The organism is Pannonibacter phragmitetus (assembly GCF_050510895.1).
Taxonomy (GTDB): Bacteria; Pseudomonadota; Alphaproteobacteria; order Rhizobiales; family Stappiaceae; genus Pannonibacter; species Pannonibacter phragmitetus_B.
Genome location: NZ_JBNINT010000001.1, coordinates 3,038,920 through 3,055,928, shown reverse-complemented (window position 1 = coordinate 3,055,928; position 17,009 = coordinate 3,038,920). Strand labels below are relative to the sequence as shown.

Genomic DNA, 17,009 nt, shown 5'->3' with positions numbered 1-17,009 from the left:
CAGGCACCCGCCGGATACCGGACAAATGCCGGATTTTCTCCGGCCCGGCCGGCCTGCTGGCAGAACTGGAAGATGTCTCTGCCTCTCAGGTGGGGACGGTGCATCTCTGCTGCAAGGGCAGGCCATGCAGGCCGCCCGGAGGCAGACACAAGGAAAACCGCCGCAAGGCGGGCGAATTGAGCATGATCCGCCCCGGGGGGCGGGCAAGGGAAGGGAGCGCGGACGTGAAGGCAAACTTCAAGCGTCTCATTGCGGCAGGTGCAGCGGCTGTCTTGCTGGCGGGAACCGCCGGTGCGGCAATGGCCGAAGTTTCGGGCGGTATGTCCAGCTGGCAGCTGGGCCTGCAGAATTCTGTTACCACCGTGATGGACGACATCCACTGGTTCAAGAACTTCACGCTTGGCATCATCACCATCATCACGCTGTTCGTGCTGGCGCTGCTGATCTACGTAATGGTGCGGTTCCGCCGCAAGGCCAATCCGTCGCCCTCGCGCACCTCGCACAACACGATGATCGAAGTGGCATGGACGGTTGTGCCGATCCTGATTCTGGTCGTCATCGCCGTGCCGTCCTTCCGGCTGCTGTACAAGCAGGTCGATCTTCCGGCCTATGACATGACGGTCAAGGCGACGGGTTACCAGTGGTACTGGGGCTATGAGTACACCGATGAGGCTCTGGCCGGCATTTCCTTCGACGCACTGATGCTCAAGGATGACGAGCGCCAGAAGGTGGCAGATGAGCGCGGTGTGCCGCTGCAGGACGTGCCGCGTCTGCTGGCGACCGACTATGAAGTCATCATCCCGGTCAACAAGACCGTGCGCGTTCAGGTCACGGCTGCTGACGTGATCCACTCGTTTGCCATGCCCGCTTTCGGCATCAAGATCGACGCGATCCCGGGCCGGCTGAACGAAACCTGGTTCAACGCCCGCGAAACCGGCATCTACTACGGTCAGTGTTCCGAGCTGTGCGGCAAGGACCATGCCTTCATGCCGATCGCCATCCGCGTTGTCACGCAGGAGCAGTTCGACGCCTGGGCTGAGGCCGCGAAGACGGATGTCGATGGCGCGAACAAGCAGCTGATGGCCTCCATCGCCGCCGAGCGCAAGATGGCTGTCGCCGCCCGCTGAGGCAGATGAATATGGTGCGGTGGCCTGGCCACCACACTTGCTGAAGCTGAAACGGGTGTTGCGGGGTTTCCGCAGCATCCGGTCAAATCCCAAGGGGCGCGGAGGGCAAGAGGAGCCGCCCGCCCTGTCGTGAATTTCAAGAGGGAGCACGATCATGGCTGCGGCTGCTGCGCATGGCGCTCATGACCATCCGACTGGTTTCCGCCGGTGGGTCTTTTCGACCAACCACAAGGACATCGGCATTCTCTATCTCATCTTCGCAATCATCGCCGGCATCGTCGGCGGCGCGCTCTCGGTCGGCATCCGTATGGAGCTGCAGGAGCCGGGGATGCAGATCTTCTCCAACCCGGATCTGTTCAACGTCTTCACGACGGCCCATGGCCTGATCATGATCTTCTTCATGGTCATGCCGGCGCTGATCGGCGGCTATGCCAACTACTTCGTGCCGATCATGATCGGTGCGCCGGACATGGCATTCCCGCGCATGAACAACATTTCGTTCTGGCTGCTGCCGCCCTCCTTCGCGCTGCTGCTGCTGTCGCTGTTCGTGGAAGGCGCACCGGGCTCTACCGGCGTGAGCGGCGGCTGGACCATGTATCCGCCTTACTCCTCCTCCGGCCAGCCTGGCCCGGCGGTGGATCTGGCGATCCTGGCGCTGCACATTTCCGGTGCCTCGTCGATCCTGGGTGCGATCAACTTCATCACCACCATCTTCAACATGCGTGCGCCGGGCATGACCCTGCACAAGATGCCGCTGTTTGCCTGGTCGGTGTTGATCACGGCGTTCCTGCTGCTGCTGTCGCTGCCGGTTCTGGCTGGCGCCATCACCATGCTGCTGACGGACCGCAACTTCGACACGGCCTTCTTCAATCCGGCCGGCGGCGGTGATCCGATCCTGTTCCAGCACCTGTTCTGGTTCTTCGGCCACCCGGAAGTGTACATCCTGATCCTGCCGGCCTTCGGCATCGTCAGCCACATCGTGTCCACCTTCTCCCGCAAGCCGATCTTCGGCTACCTCGGCATGGCCTATGCCATGGTTGCCATCGGCGTCGTCGGTTTCATCGTGTGGGCGCACCACATGTACACCGTCGGCATGTCGGTCGAGACGCAGGCCTACTTCGTCGCCGCCACCATGGTGATTGCGGTGCCGACGGGTGTGAAGATCTTCTCGTGGATTGCGACCATGTGGGGCGGTTCCATCGAGTTCCGCACCCCGATGGTGTGGGCCATCGGCTTCATTTTCCTGTTCACCGTTGGCGGTGTGACGGGTGTGCAGCTGGCCAACGCCGGTCTCGACCGCGCGCTGCATGACACCTACTACGTTGTGGCTCACTTCCACTACGTTCTGTCGCTCGGCGCCGTGTTCGGTATCTTCGCTGCCTGGTACTACTGGTTCCCGAAGATCTCCGGCTACATGTACAACGAGACGATCGGCAAGGCACATTTCTGGATCACCTTCATCGGCGTGAACCTGGTGTTCTTCCCGCAGCACTTCCTGGGCCTCAACGGCATGCCCCGCCGCTATGCCGATTACCCGGATGCGCTGGCCGGCTGGAACTTCGTGTCCTCCATCGGCTCCTACATCTCGGCCTTTGCGGTGTTCGTGTTCCTTATCGGCATCGTGGAAGCCTTCATGAAGAAGCGCGTCGCGGGCAACAACCCCTGGGGTGAAGGCGCGACTACGCTGGAGTGGACACTGTCCTCGCCCCCGCCGTTCCACCAGTTCGAGACGCTGCCGCGCATCAAGTAAGCAGCGCTCCTGCAGGAAAGAGATGCCGCGCCGCCTGGGCGCGGCATTTCGCCCGGATCCTTCATACGGAAAAAGCCGTATTCTTGACGGACCCGGCAGACAGGACTGCTGTCTGCACCCTGTTCCGGCAGGGAACTCGAAAAGAAGGGGCAGCACCTGGCCGCAGGGCCATGGGAAAAAGCCCTCATCTCCGCAACCGCCGCGGAGCCCAGGACGCACAGGTACGAGGAAGAGCCGATGTCTCTCGCAGAGAGCAATGACAGGATGACTGCCAGCCCCGCCGTCTGGAACGGTGGCATGGGCTCGGTTGGTGACTACATCGCCCTGCTGAAGCCGCGGGTCATGTCGCTCGTGATCTTTACCGCCTTTGTCGGCATGATGCTGGCGCCAGGCTCGATCCATCCGCTTTTCGCCGGTGTTGCCCTGCTGTGTATCGCAGTCGGCGCGGGTGCCTCCGGTGCCCTGAACATGTGGTATGACGCGGATATTGACGCCGTGATGACCCGTACCGCCAAGCGGCCGATCCCGGCAGGCAAGATCACGCCGGATGAGGCATTGGCCTTCGGCATGGTGCTGTCGATCGGCTCTGTGCTGGTGCTCGGCCTTTTGGTCAACTGGTTTGCCGGGGCCTTCCTCGCTTTCACGATCTTCTTCTACGCGGTTGTCTATACCATGTGGTTGAAGCGCTCGACGCCGCAGAACATCGTCATCGGTGGCGCAGCCGGCGCCTTCCCTCCGATGATCGGCTGGGCCTCTGTCACGGGCAGCATCAGCCTCGAAAGCGTCGTGCTGTTCCTGATCATCTTCATGTGGACGCCGCCGCATTTCTGGGCGCTGGCCCTGTTCAAGAGCGGTGACTACCGCGCGGCTGGCATCCCCATGCTTCCTGTTGTCGCCGGTGAGGCCGCAACGCGCCGCCAGATCCTGATTTACTCCATCATCCTGGCTCCGCTGGCTGTGGCGCCCTATGCGCTTGGCTTTGCTGGTGTGGTCTATGGTGTGGCCGCGACCGTTCTGGGTGCCGTGTTCCTGGGACTGGCAGTCGCTGTCTACCGCAAGCGCGAGGGCGAGGCGGCCCGCAAGGCGGCCGTGCGGCTGTTCAGCTTCTCCATCCTCTATCTTTTCCTGCTCTATGCCCTGATGCTGGGTGAGAGCCTTGCCGGGCGGATGCTTTGAGCCATGACGGAAGACGGTATCAAGCTCACCGATGAACAGTTGAAGCGCCGCAAGGCCCGCTCGCTTGCGATCGGCCTGTCCCTGGCTGGTCTTGTGGTTCTGTTCTACCTCGTCACCTGGTTGAAGCTGGGCGCTGCGGTTCTGCAGCGTCCCTTGTGAGGCCCCATGACCAGCGAACCGAACGGAAACGATCTTCGCCGCCATAATGCCAGCAATCGCCGGGTCGCGCTTGTCTGCGGTTCCATCTTCTTTGCGATGGTCGGTGCATCCTTCGCTGCCGTGCCGCTTTATGAAATGTTCTGCCAGGTGACCGGCTTCGGGGGCAAGACACAGCGCGCCGATAGCGAGAGCGGCACGATCATCGACCGCAAGATCACCGTCCGTTTTGATGGCAACATCAATGGTGCGCTGCCTTGGAGCTTCAAGCCGCAGCAGCGCAGCGTGACACTGCGCATGGGTGAGACCACGCAGGTGGCCTATGAGGCGCACAACACCAGCTCTGACGTGACGACGGGCACATCCGTGTTCAACGTCACACCATTCGAGGCAGGGGCCTATTTCAACAAGATGCAGTGTTTCTGCTTCACCGAACAGGCGCTGGCCGCCGGTGAGAGCGTTGAAATGCCTGTGGTGTTCTTTGTCGACCCGGCGATGGATCAAGATCCTGACCTGAAGCACGTCAAGGAAATCACCCTGTCTTATACCTTCTACCCGGTGCAACATCCGGTCAAACCAGTCGCTGCCAGACCTGCAGATCCGGCAGCGGGGAGCAATTTGTGATGGCCCTGGCCGCTGAACGGCCGGTCCGTCCGGAACGCATTTGGAACTTCGGGGAGCATGCCCATGGCTGAGGCACATACCAAGAACCACGACTACCACCTTGTGGACCCAAGCCCCTGGCCGTTCCTGGCCTCGATGGGTGCTTTCATCCTCGCTCTGGGCGGGATCGGCTTCATGCGCTCGCATAAGGGTGCCGACTTCACCATTTTTGGTGCTGATCTGACCGGTTGGGGCCTGTTTGCCGTCGGCCTGATCATCGTTCTCTATGTGATGTTCGCCTGGTGGCGTGACACCGTGCGGGAATCGCTGGAAGGCCACCATACCCGCGTGGTCAGCCTGCACCTGCGCTACGGCATGATCCTGTTCATCGCTTCGGAAGTGATGTTCTTCGTTGCCTGGTTCTGGGCTTTCTTCGATGCCTCGCTCTTCACCGGCGAAGCCATCCAGTATGCCCGTGTCGAGGCAACTGGCGGCGTCTGGCCCCCGCATGGGATCACGCCGTTTGACCCCTGGCACCTGCCGCTGCTCAACACGCTGATCCTGCTCACCTCCGGCACCACCGTGACCTGGGCACATCATGCGCTGCTCGAGAACGACCGTCAGGGCCTCAAGTGGGGTCTGACCCTCACCGTGATCCTTGGCGTGATCTTCTCGATCTGCCAGGCCTATGAATATTCCCATGCCAGCTTTGCCTTCTCGGGCAACATCTATGGCGCCACGTTCTACATGGCTACCGGCTTCCACGGCTTCCACGTGATTGTCGGCACCATCTTCCTGGCGGTCTGCCTCATCCGTGCTTCGGCCGGGCAGTTCACTCCGCAGAAGCATTTCGGCTTCGAAGCGGCCGCCTGGTACTGGCACTTCGTGGACGTGGTGTGGCTGTTCCTCTTCGCCACCATCTACATCTGGGGCGCCTGGGGCGTTGCCACGCACTGACACGGCGCTGAAGCTGGTATAAACGGATTGGGCCCGGGCGGGTGGCGCGCATGCCATTCGGCCGGGCCTTTCGCTTTCAGCCGGGCCTCTGGAGGGCACAATGCAGGACAGCTTTCAGGACAAGGCGGTCTACCCGCCTCAAAACCCGGTTTCCGCAGGTCTCGGTTGCCGCTGCCCGCGTTGTGGCGAAGGGCGGCTGTTCCGCGGCTTCCTGACGCCGCGCCCGGCCTGCACGGCCTGCGGGCTGGACCTTGCCTTTGCGGCAGAAAGTGGCGATGGCCCGGCGGTTTTCGTCATCATGATTGTCGGCTTCATCGTGGTGGGGCTGGTGCTTGCAGTCGAACTGGCCTATGCGCCGCCCATATGGCTGCACCTGCTTCTCTGGCTGCCGCTGACCGTCATCCTCGGCCTCGGCGTGCTGCGCCCCTGAAAGGCCTGATGATCGCCATGCAATATCGCAACGATGCGGCCGAAGGCAAAATTGATGCAGGTGACCGGGACGAGGTCTGAGCCCGGCCTATCTCACCGGCAAGTCGAACAGGATCGAAGCACGTGTCAGCCACAAACCGCACCTCGCCTTCTCCCGGCCCTTCCGCGCTCCGCCGCCTGCTTGTGCCGGGCATTGCTGCTGCTATTGGCCTTGCCATTCTCGTCAATCTTGGTCTGTGGCAGATGCAGCGTCTGGCCTGGAAAGAGGCCTTGATTGAGCGGGTCAACGCAGATGTGACGCGGCCGGCTGTTCTGGCGCCAGGCCCCAAGGATTGGCCGCAAACCGTCGCGGATCCCTTGGCAGACTACCGGCATGTGGCCGTCAGCGGGCGTTATCTGCCGGGTGCGGCCTATTACTACACTTCCCTTGCCACCACGCAGGGAGCGCCATCCGGCCCCGGTTACCTGATCTACAGCCCGCTCGTCACGGACGAAGGCTGGCTGGTGATGGTCAACCGTGGCTTCGTGCCACAAGGGCTCGCTGCGGACCTGATGGCTGAACTTGAAACCCCGCCGCTGGGCGAGCAGAAGCTGACGGGCCTTTTGCGCCTGCGGGAACAGCCGAACTGGACAACGCCCGCCGTTGATGCCGCAAAGCGCATCTGGTTTGCCCGTGACACGGATCGTATGGCGAAGGTGCTGGGTGCCAGCGGCAGCCTTGCGCCCTACAGCATCGATCTCGACGCCGCCTTCACAGGTCCGCAGGGGCTACCGAGAGCGGGCCAAACAGTGGTGAAGTTCAAGAACGACCACCTTGGTTATGCCCTCACGTGGTTTGGTCTTGCCGCAACACTTGCTGGTGTCTTCATTGCCTATGCCGTGCAGGTCTTCCGCCGGAGAGCATGAGTGCATCGCGGTGGGGCTGCCTTCCGCCAGACCCTGCCTTCAATCGGGCTCGCCTTTTTTCGGTTTGCTGAGGGCGGTCTGCCGCAGGCGATGACGGTTCGCGGCGGGCTTTGACTTGCCTTGCCGGGCAGCTCCCAGAGCCTGCCGGGGCGACAGGATGATGCGGGAGCGGCTGTCCGGCCCCGGTATGCCGAAGGGGGCTGCGGCTGCATCTGCAAGGGTGCCAGTGAGCGCACTATCGGCCTGCTTCTATCCGCCATCTCGAGGGAAGGGCCACAGGTGGAAGGGGAGGAAGCGGCGGGTGTGCCAAGTGCAGGTGCCGCAGCAAGGTCTGGCTCCGCAGCAGGCTTGACCGGGTGTCCAGACACCTGCCTGGCCAGCAGCCCTTCGCCATGCGCCCGAAGGCTGGCTGTGCCCCTTTCAACCAGTGCCAGCATGGGCCTGTCCATATTGGGTCTGCCCACACAGGCTCTGTCCGTGCTGGGCCTTTCCGGCTCTGCGCAGCCCGTAGAGGGCTTGCGCGTGTGCCGCTGCCCGGCATGAATGGCGGCAACAGACGCCACCACAAGGGACACTGGCCACAGAACAGCCGCTGCAAAAGCGAGAGAGAAGGACAGGCGGCTTGTGCGCCTGTGTTCCGCCAGTTCAAGCATGGCGGCAGTCAGAAAAACAAAAGCAATAAGGCCATAGATGCCAAAAGCCACGGCACCGGCAAGGCCGCCAACAAAGCCAAGCGCGGACATTTCCCGCTCCTCATGCTGCTTGCCACCCTCAATGAAGCATGCAATCACAATGCGGCGAAATTCAAGTCCACCACCTGGCCCGATGTAAAAAATCAGAAAAGAATGGACACCGCGACGCCGGTAGCAGCCAGCACGAGAATCATTGAGCCCCAGAACAGAAGATTTTTAATCAGCAAAAAAGAGGCAGTTACGCCTTCTCCAGCCGCATCAGCAGACTGGCTGGCACTTTCCCAGGCTTCATCCTGCAGATCTTCAGCCCAGGCCGCATCGGCAGGTGCGGACTGTCCGGAAAGCCTGTGCTCCGGCACACCGGATGTCTTGCGGGTTTCGCCTGCTGCCGATTGCATCAACTCACTACTCCTGACTGGCGTTACGCTGACCGAGTAGGCCTGTCAATCGTTAACAACTGTTAAATATTGGCATTGCAAGTTGAAGGAAACGCCGGATACCGGTGGGCCTGTGCACATGTGCCCGCGTCCAGCCGGTAAACGCTCTGCGGCACGTGGCTGCATCCTGCTCCGATGAGCTTCACTCATCTGCAGAACTCAAGGCTTACACCGCATCCGGGCCATTTCAAGGCCTGATGTATCCGAAGCAAAAAGCGCCGCTGACACGGCCTGTCTCAGGCACGCCAGAAGGGCTTTGAAACTTCGAGAAGGACGGCAGACCGCTCGAGGCCAGCGTCGGCAAGAACGCTGTCGGGCTGTGGCAGCAGTTCCTTGCGCAGCATGCGCCGGTGGTTGATCCGGTCCAGCCAGATACGGGCCCACCCAGGGGCAATGGGGCACAAGCTGCGTTCGCAGGTGTGATCCTGCGCAGTGATGCCTCGATCCGGCAAAATGTAAATGACGCTGGGCATGATCTTTCTCTCTGTTCTTTTTCCTTGATGTAGCCAAGCGGATATGCGCAGAAAAATTGAATAATTCTCGGGACTCTGTAACCAAAAGGAACAAGGATGCGCCGTCTGCCCCCACTGACAGCCCTGCCGTCCTTTGAGGCTGTGGCACGGCTGGGGTCTGTCACCGCCGCCGCACGGGAGCTGGGGCGCACCCACAGCGCTGTAAGCAAGCAGACCGCTCATCTGTCCGAAGACCTTGGCGGCAATCTGTTCGAGAAGGCCGGCACGGGGTTGAAGCTGACAGCGCGCGGCGAACGCTTGCGGGAGACGGTCACTGCCGTTCTGGATCAGCTGGACGGGGTGTCGCGCGGCCTGCGGGGCGAGGTTGGCGGCAACCATATCACCCTGCTGCTCAGCGCCACCCTGGCGACCCGTTGGCTGACGCCCAGATTGCCGCGTCTCTACCGGACACATCCCGGGATCGAGATACGCCTGTTGATGGCAGGGCCCGGACGGGTTCCCGATCACGAATTCGATCTGATGCTGAGTTATGACCGCCTTCGCAGCCCAGCGGCTGAGCCTGGTGCCACTTCGATCGGGGATACCTCCTACGGGCCGGTCTGTTCGCCAGACTATCCCTTCAGCGCCCAGGACGGCATATGGACCGCACCGGTCAGTCTCACGCATCTGGAGGCGTCTGGAAGCTGGCAGGAATGGTCGCGCCGCGCTGGCATCACGTTTCAGGCCGGGCAGGATCTGGAGCACCCCCACCATCTGCTGGCGATCGAGGCGGCTGCCGCCGGTCTGGGTGTGGCCCTCGCCGAGCGGAGACTGGTCGAGCGTGATCTGGCCACTGGACGGCTGACCGCCCCTTTGGGGTTCGTGGCAGTTCCCGGCGGGTTCCATGCGAAGATTACGGCCAAGGCCGCTCCCCGGAGGGCCTTGCGGGATCTGCTCGGCTGGCTCACGGAAGAGCTGGAGCGGGGCGCTCCTTGAAGGGCCCCGCGCAAGGGCGCGTCCCCCTGCAACGGGTGTCCCTGCTTTGCCGGGGAGGGGTTAGCCCTTGGCGCCTTGCCCGCGGGAATAGATGTCGTCGTAGCGGATGATGTCGTCTTCGCCGAGATACGCCCCGGTCTGCACCTCGATCAGCACCATCGGCACCTTGCCGGGGTTTTCCAGCCGGTGCGCCGCGCCGAGCGGGATGTAGACCGACTGGTTCTCGGTGAGCAGCTGCACGTCCTCATTCACCGTCACCCGTGCGGTGCCCGACACGACGATCCAGTGTTCGGAGCGGTGCAGGTGGCTTTGCAGCGACAGGGCAGCGCCGGGATGCACGACGATGCGCTTGACCTGGAACCGGTCGGCAAGTGCCAATGTCTCGAACCAGCCCCACGGCCGGTGATCGCGCGGGAAGGTTTCTGCCTGCCGCGCACCTTCCTTCTTCAGGGCCTCGACAGCGAGCTTCACGTCCTGTGCACGGGACTTGTCGGCCACCAGCACCGCGTCATTCATCGCCACGGCGATGATATCCTTGAGGCCAATGCCGACGATCTGAAGCCCCTCACTGTCCGAGCGCAGCAGTGTGCCGTCACAGTCAATGGCCGTGGCCTCGCCGCCCAGGCTGTTGCCGCGGGTGTCCGGCCCCATTTCCTTGGCCACCATGTCCCAGCCGCCAAGGTCCGACCAGCCAGCGCCGAAAGGCACAGCCGTGAGGTTGGTGGCGCGCTCCATCACCGCATAGTCGATGGAGATGGACGGCGCGCGGGCAAAGGCCGCCGGATCAAGCCGCAGGAAACCAAGATCCGGCTTTGCGTCCTCGACCGCACGGGTGACGGGCTCCATCAGGTCCGGCGCCAGCGCGTTGAAGGCGCCGAGAATGGTGGAGACCTTGAACAGGAAGATGCCGGCGTTCCACAGATAGGACCCGGCGGCGAGCATCGCTTCGGCCTTGTCCCGGTCCGGCTTCTCGACAAAGCGCTTCAGCACCACCGGCTCGCTTTCGGCGGCAGCGGCGGAGAGTTCAAGCCAGCCGTAGCCGGTCTCTGCATGGGTGGGGCGGATGCCGAAGGTGACGATCTGCCCGGCCTCTGCGGCCGGCACACCGGCGGCGACCGCTGCGCGGAAGGCTGCCGGGTTGGGCACCACATGGTCGGAGGGGGCAACCAGCATCAGCCCGTCCGGATCGGATTTTGCGATGTGGAGCGCGGCAGCGAGCACGGCCGGGGCCGTGTTGCGCGCCTCCGGCTCGATCAGGATGGCTCCGGGATCAATGCCCGCGGCGGCAAGCTGTTCGGTGACGATGAAGCGGTAATCCGAACCGGTGATGACGACAGGTGCGGCAAAGCCTTCCGCCGAAAGCCGCCGTGCCGAGCCCTGAAACAGGCTTTCCCCGCCGATAAGCGGCGCAAACTGCTTCGGATAGCTCTTGCGTGACAAGGGCCAGAGCCGCGTGCCCGAACCGCCGACGAGGAGAAGGGGAGTGATCATGAGAGCCTCAATACTCGAAATCCACGCTGAGCGCTGCATGCAGGCCCCAGACACCAGTCTTGGCCAGGCAGGGTGAAGAATATGCCAAATTGCCAAGGTGCAGAGCCGCGCGGAACCTTGTCAGCTTGGAGAGGTGTTCGTTCTCAAATATTGCTTCGGTCGATAGTTGAATAGTTGAACAAGGGCACCAAAGTAGAACAGCGTCGCAAGCCTGTTTGACAATCCTGCGTTACTTTCCGTGACGCCTAATACCAGAAATGCTGCTGAAATGACAACAAATCTGACTGAGACGGCGTAGCTCTCATTGGTTGCCTGCTTAATCGCCCTCCAAAGAGAGTATACGATCAACGCAAAGAATAAAGAAAATCCTACCCAGCCTAAGTTCAGGATAATATCTAGATAGCTATTATGGGATGAAGTGAATTTTGTGTAGACGAACTCACGTAAGGGCGCAACGACTTCCTCATACTCCATTATCGAGTTGTATCCATACCCGAAAACTGGTTTCTGCCTGTGCACGTTCAGAAGGTAAGACCAGAACTCAGTCCTCCCTGTAAGGGTTGCGTCCCGGCCAAGGAGCGAGAAGACGACTTCAGCGTATGAAATTGCGAATGCGAACAAAGCCAATGCAATGAGAATTGTTGGCAGTATTAGGATCTTGTTCCTCTTTCTTATCAGTTTTGATGAAGAGAAGTAGGCGAAAACAACAACGAGAAGCAGCACAAGGGATGTTGCTGATCGAGCCAGTAGAACAGATACTATTGTTAAAAGAAACAGGAATAGTTTCCTGCGAGAAGACATTGTGCTGGATGTTAAAAGCCAGGCAAAGGTGAGAACCGCAAAAGACGCAAAAATGTTCTTGTGCGTGAACAAGCCACGCACACTCCCATCAAGTCCTGCCGAACGCATCACGGCAAGAGACGGTGCAATGGCCGCAAGCAAAAGCGATCCAATTAATGTCAGCAAGAATACGCGTTCAATGCCTTTGTCAAATTCTGCTTCAATCTGATAGGCTGAAATGGCGGTAAACATAAATAAAATTGCCAGAAATCGAATGTATTGCAAGATGGCATAATCATATTTTGGTGAAAAAATGGCAGATAGAAGCATGTATATAGATAGGGTGAAGAATATGAAGGGTAATCTTGATGTGATTTTTATTTGTCTTTGATTGAAAGAAAGAAAGAGAAGGCCGAGGGCTGCGATGCGGAAAGCGTCGCCTCCAAATTTCTCGACCAGCGCAACCTCTCCATCAGATGCAGTCCAGAGCCATATCCCGGCAACATCGATATAGAAGAGGATGCTTGCAGTAAGCGCCAAGAGTGCTCTGAAAGAAAGGGTTCCCTCTTTCGTAACTGACGAACTCATAAAGGGGCCTTGCGCTTATTTGATAGGAACAGGAAGGTCATCATCAAGATTGAGAGTGTTGCATATGATATTGCAAGAACATATGGAATATCTTCAATGTTGCGATAATTTAATGCATATAAGCAGAGGCATGTATTTAACGTTAGTTCCAGAGCGCTAAACAGCAATCTCACCGTGAATCGGCCAAAAGCGGCAAGGAATGGCAATCCTGTCGCATATACAATATAGAACGGGATCACAAAGGCGAAACGTTCCATGATCAGAATTGCGCCATCATATTCAGAAGAAAAGAAAAAGACAGATAGCTTGAGCATAAATAAACGCTGATAGCGATCGCCAATCCTGCGGCAAATGACGAAGAAAAGATATGGACTCTTCTCCCTTGCAAAGTTTTTAATTCGGATCCGTAAAAAAATATTACAAAGTGTTTTTGAAGTGCTTGAATTAATGAGGTTACAACCTGGTAGATGCGAGATCCAAGTAGGTAGACACCCGATATGTCTGGGCTGATTGCGGCATAGGCAATTGCTATCCGGTCTGAGGATTGGGCGGAGAACCGGCTGAACCCCGAAGCCATGAAGGTCATGGCCGTTCTCATATTACTTTCTGTAAGACGAGCTGGATGCATGATGTCAACTCTTGCGCAAAGAAGACTTCCGATCGCACCAATAATCGTCACAAAAAAATACAAGACACAAAACAGCTCAAAAACAGGTGTTGCACCAGACACGAGAACAATGGGTGCGGGAAGCAGTTTGATAGCCGCTGCTGCGACTCTTATTGTATCGGCGGTTCTCGTTCTTCGGTCTGCTATCGCCGTATGCTCCGCGATCGTTATCAGCCGCTGCCCAAAGCTCTCCGAAATTGTTAGCAGAAGAATGTAATAGCTAAATTTTTCAACCGCATATCCAGCAATGAAAAACAGCACGGGCACAATAAAAATTGCCGAGATAATCGACAAGGCCACTGCTGTAGCCGCATGTGAAGAAATCAAATTGGGATCCCTGATCCCGTTAAGCATCACAACGTCACTATAGCCGAGCCCAATAAGCTGTGCAGCTATTGTTGAAAATGTTATAACTAAAATAAATGATCCAAAGTCGACTGGTCCTAACGTGTTCGCGTTCAATACAATAGCGAAAAATCCGAGGGACAGGGTTGCCCCCAGTGCGCCAAATGAGAAAATGATTGAAAATATTTTCGATTTCATTGTGCTAGGCGCTTTGGATGTTTGTGAATGATTGCAGAACTTTCGTGAGTTGATGATTTACAGTTTCCTGTTCAAAGGTATCCAGGAAGACAAGTCTGCCGTTGCTCCCCTTCTGGGCAGCTGACGTGGGATCCGTGACTGCTTCGCGGATCGCCGCTGCAAGTTTGTCGGGCGCTTGCGGCGGGACGAGCGTGCCCGTCTCACCGTCGCGGACTATCTCAACAAGACCGCCGTGCGCTGTGGCAATGACCGCGCAGCCGTGCGCCATCGCTTCGATGGCTACACGGCCAAATGGTTCAGGCAAGCGGGATGGGACCACTACCACATCTGCCCACCGGTATGCGTCCGTCGGGTCTGTGGTGAATGGATGGATGCTCACGACGTCTTCCAGGCCGTGCGCAGCGATCAGCTCGTTTAGCCTGTCGAGGAAGTGGGTCTGGTCTTCGAATACGCCACCCACAATGCGCACCTCGATACGGCGGCGCTCATCAGGGGCGAGCATGGCAACAGCCTCGATCAGCTGGTCCTGACCCTTCCAGCCATTGATACGCCCGATGCAAAGCACCCGGAGCGCCCGGCCATCAAAAGGCGCGGGCGCCGGTGGCTCGCCAGGGTCTGTGAAACCATTCCACACGACCGCCTGTTCTACGGCAGGTGGCATGTCAAACGCAGCTTTGGTTGCCAGGGAATTGAAGATGAGCTTGGCACCCGACCGGATCAGCAGAAAGCGGATCACCCGCATCGCGATCCCGGTCGGAATCTCACGCACATGGACGACGAGACTGCGGCGCGTGATCCAGCCGGCAAGCAAGTAATCGACAATCACACAAGTGTTGACATAGGTCGTGTCTGCCCTGCGCATGCCCGCGACTGCCCGCCGGATCGCGGCAATGGACTGCGGCAAACGTGTTGTCAGGGAACGGATGATGGTAGCCTTGCGCAACACGAACAGGTCAGCGAAACGAACGGTGCCGTTAAACCCTTCGAACAGGCTTTCGATTGGTCCGCGGCGTGGCAACAGGACCTCGAAGTTCGCGTCGGCCTGACTGGCGAACGATCGCACAGCATCCGCGAAAGACCTGTCCGACCCATACAGTTCGTGGCCTTGGTGGACACAGAGCACGACCGCACGCGCAGTTGGCGCTCCGGTCGTTGCGGTTTCGGTGCCCTTGGTTCTTGAAGCGGTCATGTTCACCGTCATCCTTCCGGATTTGCCTCAGCGTTCAGATAGTTGAAGCAGGCTTCCGTTTGAGCGGGGTCGAATACATGCTCATAGCTTGCAAGGACATGGCCCCATGTCAGACCGCGCGCATGCCGGGTCTGCGCGGCATTTCGCGCCGCTGCGCAAACGGAAGCATCACGAGCCAAACGGTCCATCAGTTCCGAGCAGCTCGTCTCGTCATTGAAATAGAACTGCCCGTCACCTGCCACCCATCTGTTGAATCTGTTGTCATGTGCGATGACGGGGCTGCCGCAGCCTAGGGCTTCCACGAGGGAGGGATTGGTGCCCCCGACCTGGTGGCCGTGCAAGTAGGCACGGCAAAACACACGCAGCGCTTCAACGGTGGCCTTTTCGTAAATGGCACCTGGAAAGATGACTTCGCCGGAAGCGGCTTCCTGCACCGCGCGGTGGTAAGGTTTGCCGGGCTCAAGCTTGCCAAGCACGACCAGCTTTATTCCTCGCTCCTTGAGGGAGAAGGCCCGAACGATCTCCAGAATTGAGTTCTCGGGCTCGATGCGGGCGATTGAGACGAAGTACTGGCCGGGTGACAGGCCATAGGGAGCGAGACGGTCCGGTTCGGCTTCTGTGACAAGATCTGCCCCATAGGGAATTACCACGGAGCGGCGGCAGCCGATCCGGGAGAGATGCGAAGCGATCTCGGGGTGGTCCGCAATCGGCGTCGAGCTGACATGTGCGCCGACAATCTCATTCAAGAGGAACCAGGCTTTGGCCGGCAGAGACCACTTGGCGCGCTTCCACTCAATGCCGTCCATGTTCATGATGACGCGCCGTCCCCTCAACCGTTGCAGGACGGTGAAGACAGCTGTGTTGTACCCCAGGACAAGATCGATACCTGGGCGTTTCAGCACATCGCGGGTGCACTTCCAGTCGAACTCGATCGTACCAATTGGCCCATCACGTTTGACGCCGATATGGATGCGGTGAATGCCTTCCCAGTTGTCCTCATAATAGGGTGCGGAGGCTGGGACAGAGCCATCATCAACCTGACAATAGACATTCACGGTCCAGCCATGATCGCGCAAATATGGGGCAAGTCTCGCGGCAAATGTCTCAAACCCGCCGTGGGCAGCAGGCAATCCGCGAATACCAAGAATATTGAGGGTCTTTTCTGCTGACACGCGTGCAGTCTCCCTATTGGTCATGGCTTCGAGACCAAGGCGCGTACGTAGGCTGCGTAGTTGCCCTTGCCTTGCGCGCCGGGTGAGGCCAGAAGCGCATCCTCAGAGATGAAACCCATCCGCCAAGCCACTTCTTCCGGACAAGCGATTTTGAAACCCTGACGCCGCTCCAGCGTGGCCACAAATTCGGCGGCATCCAGCAGGCTGTCAGGAGTTCCGGTGTCGAGCCAGGCGTAACCCCGGCCCATGATCTCTACGGAGAGCGTGCCGGAATCCAGGTAACACCGGTTGAGGTCTGTGATCTCCAGTTCGCCGCGGGCGGAGGGCTTCAGGCTGGCGGCATAGTCCACCACCTTCTCGTCGTAGAAATAAAGGCCGGTGACTGCCCAGTTCGACTTCGGCTTCAGCGGCTTTTCCTCGATAGAAATCGCTCGCATCGAGCTATCGAACTCGACCACGCCATAACGTTCCGGATCCGTGACATGGTAGGCAAAGACGCTCGCACCATCGGGCCGCTCGGCCGCGCGGCGTGTTAACTCCGGCATGCCGTGGCCATAGAAGATGTTGTCGCCGAGGATCAGGCAGGAGGGGCCACCAGCGACGAAGTCAGCGCCGATAATGTAGGCTTGGGCAAGGCCATCCGGGCTTGGCTGTTCGGCATAAGACAGAGCAAGACCCCACTGCGAGCCGTCGCCAAGCAGGCGCTGGAAGTTTGGCAGGTCATGCGGTGTCGATATGATCAGGATTTCACGGACGCCCGCAAGCATGAGAGTCGTCAGCGGATAATAGATCATCGGCTTGTCGTAAACCGGCATCAGCTGCTTCGATGTTACCAAAGTCATCGGATGCAGGCGCGTGCCGCTGCCGCCTGCAAGAATAATACCTTTCATGCCTTATC

16 protein-coding genes and 1 pseudogene are annotated in these 17,009 nt (G+C 59.2%); 10 read left to right on the top strand and 7 right to left on the bottom strand.

What is annotated here, in order from left to right; genetic code table 11:
- Positions 1–299: 299 nt before the first annotated feature.
- From coxB to ACQB61_RS14475, 9 genes and pseudogenes are all read left to right on the top strand, one after another.
- Entirely contained in the window at positions 300–1,127 is an 828-nt protein-coding gene (coxB, locus tag ACQB61_RS14515; protein ID WP_430514380.1) for a cytochrome c oxidase subunit II, read from the top strand.
- A 154-nt stretch (positions 1,128–1,281) separates the two neighbouring features.
- Positions 1,282–2,877, top strand: a complete 1,596-nt coding sequence (ctaD, locus tag ACQB61_RS14510; protein ID WP_430513192.1) for a cytochrome c oxidase subunit I — start codon at positions 1,282–1,284, stop codon at positions 2,875–2,877.
- Positions 2,878–3,114: 237 nt separating this feature from the next.
- Positions 3,115–4,053, top strand: a complete 939-nt coding sequence (locus ACQB61_RS14505; protein WP_430513191.1) for a heme o synthase — start codon at positions 3,115–3,117, stop codon at positions 4,051–4,053.
- 3 nt (positions 4,054–4,056) lie between these two features.
- Positions 4,057–4,212 (top strand): hypothetical protein, encoded by a 156-nt coding sequence (locus tag ACQB61_RS14500; RefSeq protein WP_019966588.1) that lies wholly within the window; start codon positions 4,057–4,059, stop codon positions 4,210–4,212.
- 6 nt (positions 4,213–4,218) lie between these two features.
- Entirely contained in the window at positions 4,219–4,833 is a 615-nt protein-coding gene (locus ACQB61_RS14495; RefSeq protein ID WP_430513190.1) for a cytochrome c oxidase assembly protein, read from the top strand.
- Positions 4,834–4,896: 63 nt separating this feature from the next.
- Positions 4,897–5,769, top strand: coding sequence for a cytochrome c oxidase subunit 3 (locus ACQB61_RS14490; RefSeq protein ID WP_430513189.1), 873 nt, complete (start codon positions 4,897–4,899; stop codon positions 5,767–5,769).
- Positions 5,770–5,869: 100 nt separating this feature from the next.
- Positions 5,870–6,279 (top strand): annotated as a pseudogene (locus ACQB61_RS14485) (DUF983 domain-containing protein).
- 42 nt (positions 6,280–6,321) lie between these two features.
- Complete coding sequence (locus ACQB61_RS14480) at positions 6,322–7,104, top strand: SURF1 family protein (protein ID WP_430513188.1); 783 nt, start codon at positions 6,322–6,324, stop codon at positions 7,102–7,104.
- A 632-nt stretch (positions 7,105–7,736) separates the two neighbouring features.
- Positions 7,737–8,234: a hypothetical protein gene (locus ACQB61_RS14475; protein WP_430513187.1), complete on the top strand. Its 498-nt coding sequence runs from the start codon at positions 7,737–7,739 to the stop codon at positions 8,232–8,234.
- 235 nt (positions 8,235–8,469) lie between these two features.
- Here ACQB61_RS14475 and ACQB61_RS14470 read toward each other — a convergent pair whose 3' ends face one another.
- Positions 8,470–8,706, bottom strand: coding sequence for a DUF1127 domain-containing protein (locus ACQB61_RS14470; RefSeq protein WP_430513186.1), 237 nt, complete (start codon positions 8,704–8,706; stop codon positions 8,470–8,472).
- Between the two features lie 96 nt (positions 8,707–8,802).
- On the opposite strand from ACQB61_RS14470, the gene ACQB61_RS14465 reads away from it, so the two are divergent.
- On the top strand, positions 8,803–9,681 hold the full coding sequence (locus ACQB61_RS14465) for a LysR family transcriptional regulator (RefSeq protein ID WP_430513185.1): 879 nt from the start codon (positions 8,803–8,805) through the stop codon (positions 9,679–9,681).
- 60 nt (positions 9,682–9,741) lie between these two features.
- Here the strand turns inward: ACQB61_RS14465 and ACQB61_RS14460 are convergent, their stop codons facing one another.
- From ACQB61_RS14460 to rfbA, 6 genes are all read right to left on the bottom strand, one after another.
- A complete protein-coding gene (locus ACQB61_RS14460) occupies positions 9,742–11,172 on the bottom strand; it encodes a mannose-1-phosphate guanylyltransferase/mannose-6-phosphate isomerase (protein WP_430513184.1) in 1,431 nt (476 codons plus the stop codon).
- A gap of 120 nt (positions 11,173–11,292) precedes the next feature.
- Positions 11,293–12,492 (bottom strand): O-antigen ligase family protein, encoded by a 1,200-nt coding sequence (locus ACQB61_RS14455; protein ID WP_430513183.1) that lies wholly within the window; start codon positions 12,490–12,492, stop codon positions 11,293–11,295.
- 307 nt (positions 12,493–12,799) lie between these two features.
- Entirely contained in the window at positions 12,800–13,750 is a 951-nt protein-coding gene (locus tag ACQB61_RS14450) for a hypothetical protein (RefSeq protein WP_430513182.1), read from the bottom strand.
- 4 nt (positions 13,751–13,754) lie between these two features.
- Positions 13,755–14,939 carry a glycosyltransferase family 4 protein gene (locus tag ACQB61_RS14445; protein WP_430514379.1) on the bottom strand — a complete coding sequence of 395 codons (1,185 nt, stop codon included), beginning with the start codon at positions 14,937–14,939 and terminating at the stop codon, positions 13,755–13,757.
- 8 nt (positions 14,940–14,947) lie between these two features.
- Entirely contained in the window at positions 14,948–16,111 is a 1,164-nt protein-coding gene (locus tag ACQB61_RS14440; protein ID WP_430513181.1) for a DUF1972 domain-containing protein, read from the bottom strand.
- 20 nt (positions 16,112–16,131) lie between these two features.
- Complete coding sequence (gene rfbA, locus ACQB61_RS14435) at positions 16,132–17,001, bottom strand: glucose-1-phosphate thymidylyltransferase RfbA (protein WP_430513180.1); 870 nt, start codon at positions 16,999–17,001, stop codon at positions 16,132–16,134.
- Positions 17,002–17,009: the final 8 nt, after the last annotated feature.